The 13,346-nt window shown below is 42.7% G+C and carries 16 protein-coding genes and 1 other annotated feature; of the genes, 1 reads left to right on the top strand and 15 read right to left on the bottom strand.

The window, feature by feature from the left end; genetic code table 11:
- Positions 1-211, bottom strand: a binding site (T-box leader).
- Between the two features lie 36 nt (positions 212-247).
- The 14 genes from HGJ98_RS17005 to HGJ98_RS16940 form a co-directional block, all read right to left on the bottom strand.
- Complete coding sequence (locus tag HGJ98_RS17005; protein WP_291352885.1) at positions 248-736, bottom strand: hypothetical protein; 489 nt, start codon at positions 734-736, stop codon at positions 248-250.
- Positions 737-820: 84 nt separating this feature from the next.
- Positions 821-1,282: a DivIVA domain-containing protein gene (locus HGJ98_RS17000; RefSeq protein WP_291352884.1), complete on the bottom strand. Its 462-nt coding sequence runs from the start codon at positions 1,280-1,282 to the stop codon at positions 821-823.
- 10 nt (positions 1,283-1,292) lie between these two features.
- Complete coding sequence (locus HGJ98_RS16995; RefSeq protein ID WP_291352883.1) at positions 1,293-2,090, bottom strand: YlmH/Sll1252 family protein; 798 nt, start codon at positions 2,088-2,090, stop codon at positions 1,293-1,295.
- Positions 2,087-2,317 carry a YggT family protein gene (locus tag HGJ98_RS16990; RefSeq protein ID WP_291352882.1) on the bottom strand — a complete coding sequence of 77 codons (231 nt, stop codon included), beginning with the start codon at positions 2,315-2,317 and terminating at the stop codon, positions 2,087-2,089. Before HGJ98_RS16990 ends, HGJ98_RS16995 begins: the two co-directional genes overlap by 4 nt.
- Before the next feature lie 43 nt (positions 2,318-2,360).
- A complete protein-coding gene (locus HGJ98_RS16985; RefSeq protein WP_291352881.1) occupies positions 2,361-2,816 on the bottom strand; it encodes a cell division protein SepF in 456 nt (151 codons plus the stop codon).
- A gap of 33 nt (positions 2,817-2,849) precedes the next feature.
- Positions 2,850-3,545 carry a YggS family pyridoxal phosphate-dependent enzyme gene (locus HGJ98_RS16980; protein WP_291352880.1) on the bottom strand — a complete coding sequence of 232 codons (696 nt, stop codon included), beginning with the start codon at positions 3,543-3,545 and terminating at the stop codon, positions 2,850-2,852.
- A 66-nt stretch (positions 3,546-3,611) separates the two neighbouring features.
- Complete coding sequence (locus HGJ98_RS16975) at positions 3,612-4,544, bottom strand: HlyD family efflux transporter periplasmic adaptor subunit (RefSeq protein WP_291352879.1); 933 nt, start codon at positions 4,542-4,544, stop codon at positions 3,612-3,614.
- Between the two features lie 52 nt (positions 4,545-4,596).
- Complete coding sequence (locus HGJ98_RS16970) at positions 4,597-5,967, bottom strand: ATP-binding protein (RefSeq protein WP_291352878.1); 1,371 nt, start codon at positions 5,965-5,967, stop codon at positions 4,597-4,599.
- A gap of 5 nt (positions 5,968-5,972) precedes the next feature.
- Entirely contained in the window at positions 5,973-6,659 is a 687-nt protein-coding gene (locus HGJ98_RS16965) for a response regulator transcription factor (RefSeq protein WP_291352877.1), read from the bottom strand.
- A 198-nt stretch (positions 6,660-6,857) separates the two neighbouring features.
- Complete coding sequence (pgeF, locus tag HGJ98_RS16960; protein ID WP_291352876.1) at positions 6,858-7,670, bottom strand: peptidoglycan editing factor PgeF; 813 nt, start codon at positions 7,668-7,670, stop codon at positions 6,858-6,860.
- Between the two features lie 180 nt (positions 7,671-7,850).
- Positions 7,851-8,126, bottom strand: a complete 276-nt coding sequence (locus HGJ98_RS16955; RefSeq protein WP_291352875.1) for a YlmC/YmxH family sporulation protein — start codon at positions 8,124-8,126, stop codon at positions 7,851-7,853.
- Positions 8,127-8,374: 248 nt separating this feature from the next.
- Positions 8,375-9,148 carry an RNA polymerase sporulation sigma factor SigG gene (sigG, locus tag HGJ98_RS16950; protein ID WP_291352874.1) on the bottom strand — a complete coding sequence of 258 codons (774 nt, stop codon included), beginning with the start codon at positions 9,146-9,148 and terminating at the stop codon, positions 8,375-8,377.
- Between the two features lie 57 nt (positions 9,149-9,205).
- Positions 9,206-9,931: an RNA polymerase sporulation sigma factor SigE gene (sigE, locus tag HGJ98_RS16945; protein ID WP_291352873.1), complete on the bottom strand. Its 726-nt coding sequence runs from the start codon at positions 9,929-9,931 to the stop codon at positions 9,206-9,208.
- Positions 9,932-10,849: a sigma-E processing peptidase SpoIIGA gene (locus HGJ98_RS16940; RefSeq protein ID WP_291352872.1), complete on the bottom strand. Its 918-nt coding sequence runs from the start codon at positions 10,847-10,849 to the stop codon at positions 9,932-9,934. It abuts the gene before it with no gap.
- Between the two features lie 538 nt (positions 10,850-11,387).
- Here HGJ98_RS16940 and HGJ98_RS16935 point away from each other — a divergent pair.
- Positions 11,388-13,007 (top strand): methyl-accepting chemotaxis protein, encoded by a 1,620-nt coding sequence (locus HGJ98_RS16935; protein ID WP_291352871.1) that lies wholly within the window; start codon positions 11,388-11,390, stop codon positions 13,005-13,007.
- A gap of 134 nt (positions 13,008-13,141) precedes the next feature.
- On the opposite strand, the gene HGJ98_RS16930 is transcribed toward HGJ98_RS16935, so the two are convergent.
- Entirely contained in the window at positions 13,142-13,318 is a 177-nt protein-coding gene (locus tag HGJ98_RS16930) for a hypothetical protein (RefSeq protein ID WP_291352870.1), read from the bottom strand.
- Positions 13,319-13,346 lie beyond the last annotated feature (28 nt).

The raw sequence follows: 13,346 nt of genomic DNA, 5'->3' as shown, positions 1-13,346 counted from the left end.
AAAAGGGGCGAGATTATACTCACGGTACCACCCTTGTCGCTATTGATAGCCACTCGGAAGTCTTATAACGGAGACGAACCGAACAAGGCTTACTCTATAGTTCAGCCTTTCACTCCAAGGGGATTCTCTTTGTCACTCCTCACGGGCTCACACCATTTCCCGCTCGCTGTTGAGTTCAATTAACAAAGACTGTCCTTTTCAACGTGTCTATACAATTTGGTTATGTTACACGAGTATATTATAACTATTAATCCTTTAAAATAACCTTGCGTAAGATGGTGACAAGTTTCGCTTGTCCTTCCGAATCAATTGGGTCGACCATCCAAAGACATAGGAAGGAAATCTTTCGGCTTCTCCACTCTTGAACAAAGGGATCGAGTTGTTCTTTAGATACGTATAAATGCTTAGAATCTTGAGGGGGTGTTAAACTAACTACAACTCCACGTTGCTCTATTTCATCCATGGCCCGAAACGCACGATCAAGTAAGTCATCACTACCGGTCATTAAGATATCCCCGGAGCGAAAATGTTGATCCGCCTCAGCAAAGCCAACACAAAAAATTTTTATATCCTTTTCATCTAATTGAAAACTTTCAGACTGTAAATTATCGATGGATGGTATAAGTTGAACCTCTTGACCCCCTACTTTGCCGACGTAAATCTCATTCTCATCTTGATGTAATCCAAATCCTTGAATGAGAAAGTCCGGAGATATCTCACTAATTAATCTATACATTGATGAAATCCTTCTCCTTCAAAGTCATCTGTAGACCATTTTACCATGAAACTAGACAGCTTCGCAACAAACACTCTAATACCGCTAAGCGATACCTTCGTTTCTCTCTTGTAACGTTTCCAAATCTAGGTGGGCTAACAGAAAAGACTTAAGTTGTGTCCGTAGCAAATCTCGTTTTCTGGAAAGGCCTTGGATCTCTTCCTGTATTTCTTCCCACTTTTGTTGTGCTTCAGACACTTTACTCATTTTTTCATGCTCTGCTTCTCTTAATATAAGTGACGCTTGACGATGCGCTGCCTCCTTGACCTCTTCCGCAGTTTTTTGGGCCAGCAATAAAGTCTGCTGTAAGGTACTTTCAATTTGACGGTAATGGCTAATTTCCGACTCCAGATCTTTTGTCTTTTCCCGCAGTTCAAAGTTCTCTGTGTATGCTGATTCGAATTCCTGACTTACAGTTTCGAGAAACCGTTCCACTTCCTCACATTGATAGCCCCGAATTCCCTTGCGAAATGTTTTATTTCGGATATCGAGAGGTGTCATCTCCATTTTATCCCTCCTACTGCCGTTTTGACCGAAAAAGTACGATTTGCCATGCTATTCGTTCTTTGCGGGTCTCTGAACGCTCCAAAAGTTTGATACGCCCATACCCTCGGCAAGAGATCATATTATCAGGCTGCACTTCTACATCCGCTTTGCACACCACAAGGCCTTCTCTTCTTACCTTCCCTTGGGTAATCCATTCCTGCGCTGTCCCTCGCGAAACTCTAAAAGCACTTGCGATGACTGCGTCTAAGCGGGACGAATTGACCGTAATACGGCGCTCCTCACCTAAATCAGGAAGCAAATCCGGTTGTCCTTCAAAGAGCGTAACCTTAATTCTCTCACGGCCCGACTGCGTCCATTGATTTAACAAAAACGGGGCAATTTCTAACGTTGTAGCGATATAGTAACCCTTCAGCCCCGCTTGAATATCTCCAAAGACATCCCGTCTAAAACCTAACCCCATAAGGGATCCTAGGATCTGCCGATGCTCGAGTTGTGCGCGGGGATCCGTCGGACGTACCCAGAGCAGAGAAATCTGTGAGTCCCTGACATCTAAGATTTTCCCCTTAGGGCCTATAACAATTCGAACCCGTTCCGTTTCTGGAAATCCTCCCTCCGCTAAATACGCGAGATGTTCCTTACGTAGAACTGATTCAGTCCATTCTCGCATGGCAAAGCTTAAAAATGGGGTGACCTGTTTAGACTGTTCATTCATCACCAGGTTCATCTGATCCAACAAATGCGCTGCTTCTAAACGTGCTTCTTTTTCATCCCAGAATTTAAGTACACTCCGATCAATTGAATTCTTCATCTGAAGAAAATCTGACCAATAAGCCACTGAGCAATATTAAGGGCAAAAATGGCGAAAATCGGAGAAAAATCTACGGTCATTCCTGCATTACCAAATTGAAAACGTTGAAACGGCTTAATAATTGGGTCGGTTACGTCATAGAGGACACTGACTAACTTGTTATTGTGAGGTGATAATTTAGGTCCAAACCACGACAAAATAACTCGAATAAAAATCGCGTATATCAAAATAGTGATCACTTTACTGATAACTTGACCGACGAATAAAATATTAATCCCTCCCTATTTTTGAACTTGGCCAAAACAAGCCTTTATCTTGCAGCTCGTCACGCATCTCTCCGGAAATATCCACATTATTTGGCACAAACAGAAAAATACCATTTCCTACTTTTTGCATATTACCATTTAAAGCATAGGTTGTCCCACTTATGAAGTCAACGATTCGTTTAGCCAAAACTTTTTCAGCGTTTTCAAGGTTAACAATAACTGGCCGGCGTGTTTTAAGTTGATCCGCAATATTTTGAGCCTCTTCGAAGGAATTTGGTTCCATAACAACCACTCTCATTTGTTTTTGAGTGTGTATGCTTACAACCGGAGCATTTTTCCGGCTTGTTCGAACCTCTTCTTGAGCCGCCTTTTCACGTTCATTCTCTTCAAAGATATCCTCGTCAGGCTCTTCATCTGCAAATCCCATTATTCCTATCACTTTATCAATTAATTTAGCCACTTCATTAACCCCTCCCCTTCCATTGAACCATAATTAACGTTTACCGAAAATCTGGGTACCTACACGAATAAGGGTTGCCCCTTCCTCAATAGCCAGTTCAAAATCTTGACTCATCCCCATCGAAAGCTCCTGCAAGTCAACTCCGGGAAAAACTCTAGACTGCAAAGTATCACGCAACTCACGAAGTCGCCGGAAAAACCCTTGTGTTTCCGTTGCGCTTGCCCCTAAAGCACCAATGGTCATTAACCCTTGAACCCGGACATGGGAGCATTCTCTAACTGAACTCAAGAAGTCTGGTACTTCCTCTGGCATAAGTCCTGCCTTAGCCGGATCCCTAGCGGTATTCACCTGAACTAGGGTCGTCCAAACAATTCCACGTCGTTCACCTTGTGCATTAAGTGTTTCCAATAACGGAAACCGATCCAAAGAATGGATCATGGCAACGTTCTGATCTAAATACTTTACCTTGTTCGTTTGAAGCCTTCCCACTAGATGCCATTGGCAATCATCCGGCAGCGCAGGCGCTTTCTCCAGCCATTCTTGAACCCGATTTTCTGCAAAGACTCGTTGTCCCGCCCCATAAGCCTCCTCTATAACAGAAATCGGTTGGGTCTTAGAAACCGCCAATAATCGAATCCTACTCGGGTCTCTTTTACTTCGTGCAGCGGCTTGGGTTATCCGCTGACGAACCTCAGTCAAGCGTTGCTCGATACCCGCTCTTGCCAACATCAGACTATCTCCTTCGCCATAAATTCTACAAGCTTCCGTTGGTTTCCTGCTAATTAAAAGCTTGGTCTAGATATTTTTTACCTTAGCTACTAATCCCTCAAGACCTTCACGGGGGGTTATTACAACAGGGATACCGCTAGGTAGATTCTCTATACAGGCCATATCATCATCTTCGTCAAGAACTTTCACCTTTCTAAACTCTACAACCCCCTCACTCCAGAGAAAAACTCCCAGCTCCTCGCCCTGAGTCCACAATGCAGTTTTCGGTATTAGAATTCCATTCGTTGGCGGTCGATAGATCCAGGTCACTTCTTGCCGTCTTTGGGCCGTTGTACCATCTATATAGTGAGGAAATTGAACAATTACTCCCTTGGGTTGATCCGATTTGCGTAATATTTTCGCACTAACCGTTTGATTTGCAATCGTTAGACGTATCAACTTACCATTGGAGAGTCCGTCAAGACTCGACATTTCAAGAAAGGCCACTGTAGGAACGAGGTTATTTACAATCTTTCCAATGATTTCTCCTGCTTGTGCTGTTGCTCCTACTACCCTTACTTGGGATGTCTGAGTCAGTAGTTTGTTAAGATCCATCATGATTAGGTTTTCGCTAGTCAAAATGGTTTCCAAGCCATCACTTTGGCGAAAAAACAGCCCGCCCATAGCCGCTGTAATTGTCTGGTTCTGTAGGCTTTCTTTTGTTCCAGGAGCTGCCCCTTCAGGCAAAACTACAGCCACTGGCTCTCCACGCCTAATGCGCTGACCATCCTCCGCTATGTATTGTACCTTACCAGAAAGCGGTGCAATGACTGGTAATTCTTGATTAGCAAACGTTGCAGCTACAGAGTGTTCATGGTTAATGGTTCCCGTTTGAGCCGTTACAAATTTGATTGTTCCGGCAATATAAGTAGAACGATAAGACCATACAATTCCACTTACTAAAACAATAAACAGTATACCCCAAAACCAATAATATTGTTTTCTTCTTTTCCCCTCCATTTTATCCTCCCCAGTGAATTACCTATCTGACGTTCGAACTACGAACCACTAACTACGATTTCGCCCTTGGTAAAATACACGTAAAGACAGTCCCAACTCCTACCTTAGAATTTACGCTAATACTTCCGCCTAGACCTTCAACCATGTGTTTTACAATACTTAGTCCAAGTCCAGTCCCGCCTTGTTCTCGTGAACGGGCCTTGTCCACTCTATAGAAGCGCTCAAAGACTCTTGGCAAAATATCTTCTGGTATGCCGCAACCCGTGTCTCCAAACTCTAAGCGAAGATATTTGGGCCCTACTTGTGCATGCAGCCAGACTCGACCTGATGCTGTATATTTGACTGCATTTTCTAAAAGATTTAAGAGAAGCTGACTTAATAAATCTTCGCCTATGATAAGCGGAGGCAAGTTTTCCGGCAGCTCTACTTCCACCTGAATTCCTTTGGCTTGAGCTATACTTAGAATAACTGGTTTAATCTTATTGTACGCTTTTTGTACATAACTCACCTTACTAGAACTCACTTGCATCCGATTTTCCTGTCCTTCAAAACGGGCTAATGTTAGTAGGTCTTCAATGAGTCGTTGCAAGCGTAAAGTCTCTGCTTGAATTATATTCAGGAATCGATTCCGTAACGAGGGATCATCTGCAGCTCCATCGAGAAGTGTTTCTACAAACCCTTTAATCGAGGTTAAGGGAGTTCTTAATTCATGGGAAACATTGGCCACAAATTCTGTACGCATTTGTTCCAGTCGCCGAAGCTCTGTGACATCATGAAAAACAATGACCGCCCCTCGTGACTGACCCTGCTCCGTTAAAATGGGATTTATCTTACTTTGCACTGTCTTTTGCGCAATTTGTAATTCTTTCGTTGCCGAAGGTTGCCCCGAAAGCACCTTGCGGGTTAGTTGCTCTAGCTCTAAGTCACAGGTTAGCTCCAGGAGATATTCCAAGTCTCGAACAGTACCTTCTCGTTCAAAAATCTTCTCAGCTGCAGTATTCACTAAGACAACTCGCCCTACATGGTCTACAGCTACTACACCTTCTTGCATCCCTGCCAAAATTGCCTCCATTTTTTGTGCTTCTTGAGTACCATTCTGAACAATCTTCTCGACGTGACGGGAAAGACTATTGAGCTCCACAGTAAATTGTCCTAATTCATCCGTAGAATCTGATAAATCAATATGCCCAAAATCTCCTCGAGCAATTCGTTGGGTTGCAAAGTGAAGTTTTTCCATTCGACGTGTTAGCTGGCTAGTGAAGAAATAAACGACTCCAGCAGGTAAAAGCAGCGCAAGGGTAATAACTCCTATACTCTGTTGCTCTCCGGTTACCAGCCTCGCGCTTTCCCCCACCCAGAATAGCAGCAGGGAAAGCCCAGTCATACCCAGGAATAATCCGGTTAATCGCCATTTTAAACTCATATCTACTATCCTTTAAAGCGGTAGCCAATTCCGCGTAACGTTTCAATGTACTCAGGATGCGAAGGATCCTTTTCGATTTTTAAGCGCAGATGACGAACATGTACGTCAACTGTACGGGTATCCCCGTCATATTCATATCCCCAAATTCGCTCTAGTAAATCATCCCGGGAATAAACCCGACCAGGATGTGTCATCAAGACACGCAGAAGTTCAAACTCCTTGGGGGTTAATTCGGTCTCCTCACCCCGCACATAAACACGGAACCCATTTACATCAATTCTCAATTCCCCCCGTATAACCTGAGAATCTGCCTCCTCAGACGAATTGATTCTGCGCAAACGTGCTTTAATTCGAGCTAACAATTCACGAGGACTAAAGGGTTTTGTCATATAATCATCGGCCCCGAGCTCAAGGCCTAGGACCTTATCAATAACTTCACCTTTGGCAGTTAACATGATTATGGGCAATTGCTGGAATTTTGGAATTAAGCGAATTCTTCGACAAACCTCTAAACCATCCATTCCCGGCAACATAAGGTCTAACACTATAAGATGAGGTTGTTCCTTCTCAACAGAATCCAAGGCCTCCTGACCATCCTTTGCTACACATACACGATACCCTTCCTTCTCTAAATTAAATGTAAGAAGTTCAAGAATCGGTTCCTCATCATCAACCACTAAGACGGTTGCCACTGACCCACCCCCCTAATCGATGTTCGATGTTCGATATTCGAGGTTCGAAGCTCGAATTGGTTCTCTCGAACATTTAGCACATGCATCGTGCATGGTTCCTTGAATATTTAGCCGCTTTGTCCTAGAACTCGTCTGTACTTAAGGTTAGACGAAAGTTCATTATTTCGCGCCTTATGTATCTCTCGTGCCTCGAGTATCTCACCTCGTACTTCGCACTCGGATCCATCCTGCCATCCGCCCTGTCCGGACACCATCTCGACGATGGGAGAAAAACCATTCTGGATTATCTGCGGTGCAAATTGCAGCAACATTAATATTTTCCGGGCGAACTCCTGTTTCTAAGACCACCATTCGGTTAGCTTCCCATAGATCAAGCAAGTAATGTCCATCCTCTTGGGGACGAAGAAACGGGGTTTTATCAAAGTTGGACTTAAATTGCAGAGCTACCCGTTCGTCAACAACGTAACAACATGGACCAATGCTTGGTCCAATCGCTACCCAGGCATTTTCCGTGCGACCTCCAGCGTCTTCGAAACATTCTAGCGCTTTTTGTCCGATTTTATTGGCAGTTCCCTTCCACCCTGCATGTACAATTCCCACTGCCTTAAGATCTGGGTAATAAAAATAGAGAGGAACACAATCTGCAAAAAAAGCCATTAGGCCAAGAGAACTTTGGGTTACTAACCCGTCGACGGCTGGAATCGCCGTCTCTAATTCCCTCGCGCCTCGTCCCCCGTCTTTTTCTTTAACCCATATCACATCAGTCCCATGAACCTGTTCTCCCACTACTACCCTAGTCCAGGGAACTCCCCATTGATCAAACCAACGCCTGCGGTTTTCGAGAACGACGTTCGAATCATCTCCAACATGGAGCCCTAAATTCAATGTATCATAAGGAACTATGCCCGCTCCCCCAACACGAGTTGAAAACCCCAAATCAATACCTTCAGCTTGCCATTTTGGAACAGTAAGGTAGTTTAAACTACCACTATTGTGCCATTCCCAGCTCATTCGTTTAACTCCTTCAGTTTACATTTAATATATCATTTAATACCCTTAAGGACAAACCTCCAAAAGTCCTAGTATAACCGGAAATGCGACTATTCTTTTAATCTAAGTCCCTAGAAATACAAATAGACATAAACCTTTGCCCCGAGCGAGAACAAAGGTTTATGCTTTTCCAATTCGGGATTAGCGTCGATCCTCATTTTCTGTATTGAATTCTGGCAAGTCGTTGACATCCACCAAGATGACATCAACTCCAATTTTTTTTACGTGATCCCATGGAACAAAAAAATCCTCTGTCTTTGGACTGCCAAATAGCCCCCAGCTTCGTGAGGATCCTGGCACAATAATTCCTTTAACGACACCTCGGTCTAAATCTAAATCCAGATCTTTGATTGGCCCTAGCCTACGACCATCCTTTACATTCACTATATCTAGTAATCTTAAATCCGAGACCCTCATTGCCACCCCCCCTTTAGCGAGGTTCGAGGCTCGATGTTCGAGGTTCGAATATCAAGCCCAGCCCCGAGATAGGTCCTACTATACACTTTATGTGCATCGTACTTCATATATCATACTATGAGGGAGAGTCTCTAAATAGCATGGGCCATCTGATTATTTTACCCATCACACTTACCAAGCGTTTTTAAGATGCTGCGATGCCCACTAGTCCCCCATCGAACTTCGAGCCTCGTGCCTCGCACATCGCGTTACACGAACTTTCGCATATGCTGCATGGCAGCTTTCTCAAGACGGGAAACCTGAGCTTGAGAAATTCCAATCTCATCTGCAACTTCCATTTGGGTCTTACCCTGGAAAAACCGCAGTGATAAAATAAGTTTCTCTCGTTCACTTAGACGACGCAAAGCTTCTCGCACAGCCAGACCTTCAACCCAGCCAGTATCGGACTGCTTATCATCCCCTATTTGATCCATCACAAATATCGGATCCCCGCCATCATGGTAAATGGGCTCGAATAAAGAAATTGGTTCTTGAATAGCATCTAAAGCAAAAACAACATCTTCACGTGGTAGAGAGAGTTTATGGGCAATTTCCGCTACGGTTGGTTCACATGACCGTTCACTTACCAACTGGTCTCGAACCTGAAGCGCCTTGTAGGCAATATCACGCAAAGACCTGCTTACTCTTATCGGATTATTATCCCTTAAATACCGACGAATTTCCCCAATAATCATTGGGACAGCATAAGTAGAGAACTTGACGTTCTGCCCAAGATCAAAATTGTCAATAGCTTTCATCAACCCGATACATCCAACTTGAAAAAGGTCATCCACATATTCTCCACGATTCGTAAACCGTTGAATCACGCTAAGAACAAGGCGGAGATTCCCATGGATTAGTTTGTCACGGGCACTGCGGTTTCCAGCTTGGTAAATCACAAATAGCTCTTTCATCTTCGCGCTGGATAACACAGGCAACTTTGAGGTGTTCACTCCACAAATCTCAACTTTATTCAATGCCAAACTACGAGCACCCCCCAAGCAAATTCTGTTGGGAAGTATGCCCTAACACTGTTTAGGTTATTCCAATCGACAAAATTCTTTACGTAATCTGCGAATAATTCGTTTCTCAAGTCGGGAGATATAGGACTGCGAAATTCCTAAACGATCCGCTACTTCTTTTTGAGTCTTCTCTACTCCATCATCCAAACCAAACCTTAATTCCATGATGACCTTTTCTCTATTGGTCAGCCTCCCCATTGCTAAATGCAAGAGTTGACGGTCTACCTGTTCCTCAATAGGTTTGGAAATGATATCATTTTCCGTGCCTAAAACATCGGATAAAAGCAACTCGTTTCCATCCCAATCAATATTTAAAGGCTCATCAAAGGAGACTTCGGATCGAGTTTTATTGTTACGTCTAAGATACATCAATATTTCATTTTCAATACACCGTGAGGCATAGGTTGCCAGCTTAATTTTCTTCTGAGGATCAAAGGTATTGACAGCTTTAATAAGTCCGATAGTACCTATAGAAACCAGATCTTCGATCCCGATTCCGGTGTTTTCGAATTTACGTGCAATATAGACTACAAGACGAAGGTTACGTTCAATTAAAATATCCCGTATTGATCCGTCTCCCATTTCTAAACGCTCTAGCAGCACTCCTTCTTCATCCGAGTTAAGTGGTGGCGGTAGGGCTTCACTGCTTCCAACATAATAAATTCCGCTAACTCCAAAGATTTTTTGAACGAAGATAACCCACAGGCGTCTAACCTTACCTTGAGCATTACTCCACCACTTCATTTATCCATCTCCACCTTTCTGCACATGTTCTGGGTGTAGTAACGCTTGGTATTCACCCTCTGAACTTAACACTTGCTTGACAAGTGCTACCGTAGCATGGATTTGCTGAGATCCCTTCTTGCTAAAAAAGGTCACACGTTCAGGTCTTATCCCAAGCAGCCAACTCTGGGTATCAATGGTTTGAAAAGGGATAAAAACAAGGTGTTTTACTAATTTCGGGTTGAGTTTCCATAGTAGGGGCCAAGGGTCTGCGTAATCCTTCCAAGGGATATCTAGGAATGCCCGAATACTATCCGGCATAGCACTTGCGGCAACCTCCTCTTCTAGAAGAATAACTGGGGACCCCGTTAACGGATCTCGCAAATGATTTCCAGTATCCATTAACGCTCTTATATTCACGATCCCACGCTCTTCACCACCAAAGTTAATTTCCAAATCGTAGATAGTTCTTTCCAGAACCGACTTCCTATCCTGCCATCGCTGCCAAAGGCACTGTAAAACCCACCATAGTATTACCCCTGCCGGAAGGACCCAGAAATTACTTAAGACCAGGGTTAATTGCTCACCACTTTGTCCGCTATCGAATTGAGTCCAACCCCATGCTGCATACAGAAAACCGCCAAGTCCAGCTGAAAGAAGCCAAAAACCAATGAATGCCCTGAGCAAGATCCTCGGCCCAAGTTTTGGAAATGCGACTGCCACCATAAGAAATGGAATAAACCATTTACATAAAATGGCCCATGGAGGCGCATAATAACACGCTAAAATGACCGGAACCTCACCGAGCAACGCAGCTATTAGGATTCGGCTTGGTCGGACCGGGAGGTGGATAAGTCGACCTAGAAGGATAAGCAGAAGAGTGTCCATTCCCCCATTAATGAGAATAACCAGATCGAGATAAGTCTCTGCAACGCCCATCTGGTGCACCCTTTCAATAATGCTTCTTAAAAAATTATATCTGAAAGATGAAGTAAAACCTGTCGCTTTCAGGGGGGTATAAATGGATATTTTAGGAAAACTAATGCGATTGATGTAGTTTTTTATCTAGGAAGCATCCGGAACAACAATGATATTTAGTCCTTTGCTTAAGTAATTTTATAAATAATGTCAAAAAAATCTGTCCCAATGAAACCGTCGGTTCTACGAAACAGGTTCATCTTACTTAACAAAAAATAGAGCCCCCTTCTGATTGATGAAGAAGACTCTTGACGATGACATAACTAAGTTTAACAATATAAAAATTATCAATAAATATTAATTAAAATAATATTAAGTCATTTAAGATGAAATTAATTAACATTTCGTCATTTTTCAAACAATTTCATTGAAGAATTAATTCTTTCATGGTATTGTATTAGTAATTTTATACAAATATTTTTATTCCTAACTTTGATATTCACGTCTTCTTAGATTAATGTCAACTATTGTAATTCAAGTCATAAAGGCGGTTTTTTTAATGTCAAAAAATGTATCCATAGGCTTTACTCAGAAGAAACATGGATTAGAAACTATAACTCGTATTGCCAAAGAATTCGAAGGCATCTTAGCACAATTTAAAGATTTGGAAAGTGCCCGCAAACCAATTAGAGAAGCCATTGACCTAAACCTCCAAAACCATGAATATTTGTTACTCTGTGATCTTAAGGGATTGGCAGTAGTGCACTCAAATCGTTTACGAGAAGGTATGTATTTTAACAATGAAATTGAGTTAAGAGCCGCTCAATGTTCCGAACCAATTACCCAGATTTATCACCGCAACACCGGAGAAGTGCTACTTGACGCTGCAAGTCCAGTTTTCGTTCACGGAGAGCATACCTATGCTGTACGCTTAGGCATACCCCTGCACAAGGTTCGACTAACGAAGCAAGTTTTTACAGGCGTACTGCCCACTCTCTTTCTCGGTGGAACCTGGATTGGCCTGAGTTCTTTTTCAACTGTTTCCATGCTTTCATCTATGCTTGCACTAGGAGCACAAATCTTTTACAGTGTCTGGCTGAAAAACAAATTAGCAACTTCCCTTCAGGAAACATTTAAAGTAACCAAAGCAATTGCTAAAGGAAATCTTACGGTTCTGGCCAAAGCACCTTCAGATGACGAATTAGGCAATTTATCCTATGAAGTAAACAAGGTATCTTTGGGTATGAAGTCCATAATTATGGATCTGGCTTCTTTTTCCGAACGAGCACAAAACATGAGCCAAACCCAGGCCTCCCATGCTCATGTATCTGCTGAAAATCAAGAAACCTTAGCAGCTACTTTAGAAGAGTTTAGTGCCGGCGCAACTGACCAAATTCAAGGAATGAAAGCGTCTCAAAAACAAGTAGATGAAATCCAATCCGCTTCCCAAAGCATCTTATCAAGTACTCAGGAAGTTCTTTCCTTAGCTACATCCGCTAAAACAACCAGTCAAGAAGGAACGCGGGCAATCAATGAAGCGATTCGTGAGATGGGCATCATTTATCAAGTCACTGAACAAGCGAATCAATCTATTCTAAACTTAGCTGAACAGGCACAAAAAATAGGAGATATTATCTCAGTTATAACTGGCATATCTGAACAAACTAATCTATTAGCTCTGAATGCGGCAATTGAAGCTGCCCGGGCCGGTGAACATGGCAGAGGATTCGCCGTTGTTGCAGAAGAGGTTCGAAAACTAGCCGACGGTTCGGCCAATTCTTCTCGCCAAATTATGGAGCTGATAACCGGGGTTCAAACTATGGTTGATGCAACGGTTAGTAATATCAGTCAAGGTATGGGTGAGGTAAACCGTGGAAAAGATGTGATCGAAAAGGCCGGACAAGCTATCACATCTCTTGACGAAGTAATCAATGCGACATCATCTAAAGTAGAAGCTAATCTTCAAAATGCAGATAGTCTTCTCATTCAAAGTCAACTCTTAGCAGAAACTCAACGGCAAGCGACTACAATCGCCGTTCAATTTGCTGAAGGGGCCACTCAAGCAGCAACCACGGTCGAACAACAAATGGTTTCGACCCAAGAAATAGCCACAATTTCTTCTGAATTAGCAAAAACATCAGCTCACTTACACAAGGTTATTCGACGATTTGAATGGTAACATGCTCTATAAAAACTTGTCTTGAATGTTATAAATAAAATTGGGCAGATCCTTCGAATAATGGATCTGCCCAATTTATTGACGTTTAAGATATTAGATGATAAACCAAAACCTAATTACCCATTTAATTGCTATCAGAGACTCTGATCACCCTTCAGGTTCTCCAAGCCCATAGTGTTATTTTTAAGATCTTCATTCAGGGTTCCCAAACTCTCTGTGTTATTCTGTACTTCTATCTTTAGTGTTTCTACAGCATCTAATCGTTTTGTCATTGTTGTTTGATTCTCAAGGATTTTGTTGAGTACTTTCATTATCTTTTAGTCCATTTTACTCCCCCCT

It is taken from the genome of Desulfosporosinus sp. (assembly GCF_014237355.1).
GTDB lineage: Bacteria > Bacillota > Desulfitobacteriia > Desulfitobacteriales > Desulfitobacteriaceae > Desulfosporosinus.
This window is presented reverse-complemented; position numbering and strand designations above follow the sequence as displayed.

Bases quoted from the DNA above. Each gene is read 5' to 3' on its own strand.
- HGJ98_RS16975 (WP_291352879.1), bottom strand. From the start codon at position 4,544: ATGGAGGGGAAAAGAAGAAAACAATATTATTGGTTTTGGGGTATACTG.
- HGJ98_RS16980 (WP_291352880.1), bottom strand. From the start codon at position 3,545: ATGTTGGCAAGAGCGGGTATCGAGCAACGCTTGACTGAGGTTCGTCAG.
- HGJ98_RS16930 (WP_291352870.1), bottom strand. From the start codon at position 13,318: ATGAAAGTACTCAACAAAATCCTTGAGAATCAAACAACAATGACAAAA.
- HGJ98_RS16995 (WP_291352883.1), bottom strand. From the start codon at position 2,090: ATGAAGAATTCAATTGATCGGAGTGTACTTAAATTCTGGGATGAAAAA.
- sigE (WP_291352873.1), bottom strand. From the start codon at position 9,931: ATGAAGTGGTGGAGTAATGCTCAAGGTAAGGTTAGACGCCTGTGGGTT.
- HGJ98_RS16935 (WP_291352871.1), top strand. From the start codon at position 11,388: ATGTCAAAAAATGTATCCATAGGCTTTACTCAGAAGAAACATGGATTA.
- HGJ98_RS17005 (WP_291352885.1), bottom strand. From the start codon at position 736: ATGTATAGATTAATTAGTGAGATATCTCCGGACTTTCTCATTCAAGGA.
- pgeF (WP_291352876.1), bottom strand. From the start codon at position 7,670: ATGAGCTGGGAATGGCACAATAGTGGTAGTTTAAACTACCTTACTGTT.
- HGJ98_RS17000 (WP_291352884.1), bottom strand. From the start codon at position 1,282: ATGGAGATGACACCTCTCGATATCCGAAATAAAACATTTCGCAAGGGA.
- HGJ98_RS16970 (WP_291352878.1), bottom strand. From the start codon at position 5,967: ATGAGTTTAAAATGGCGATTAACCGGATTATTCCTGGGTATGACTGGG.
- HGJ98_RS16940 (WP_291352872.1), bottom strand. From the start codon at position 10,849: ATGGGCGTTGCAGAGACTTATCTCGATCTGGTTATTCTCATTAATGGG.
- HGJ98_RS16955 (WP_291352875.1), bottom strand. From the start codon at position 8,126: ATGAGGGTCTCGGATTTAAGATTACTAGATATAGTGAATGTAAAGGAT.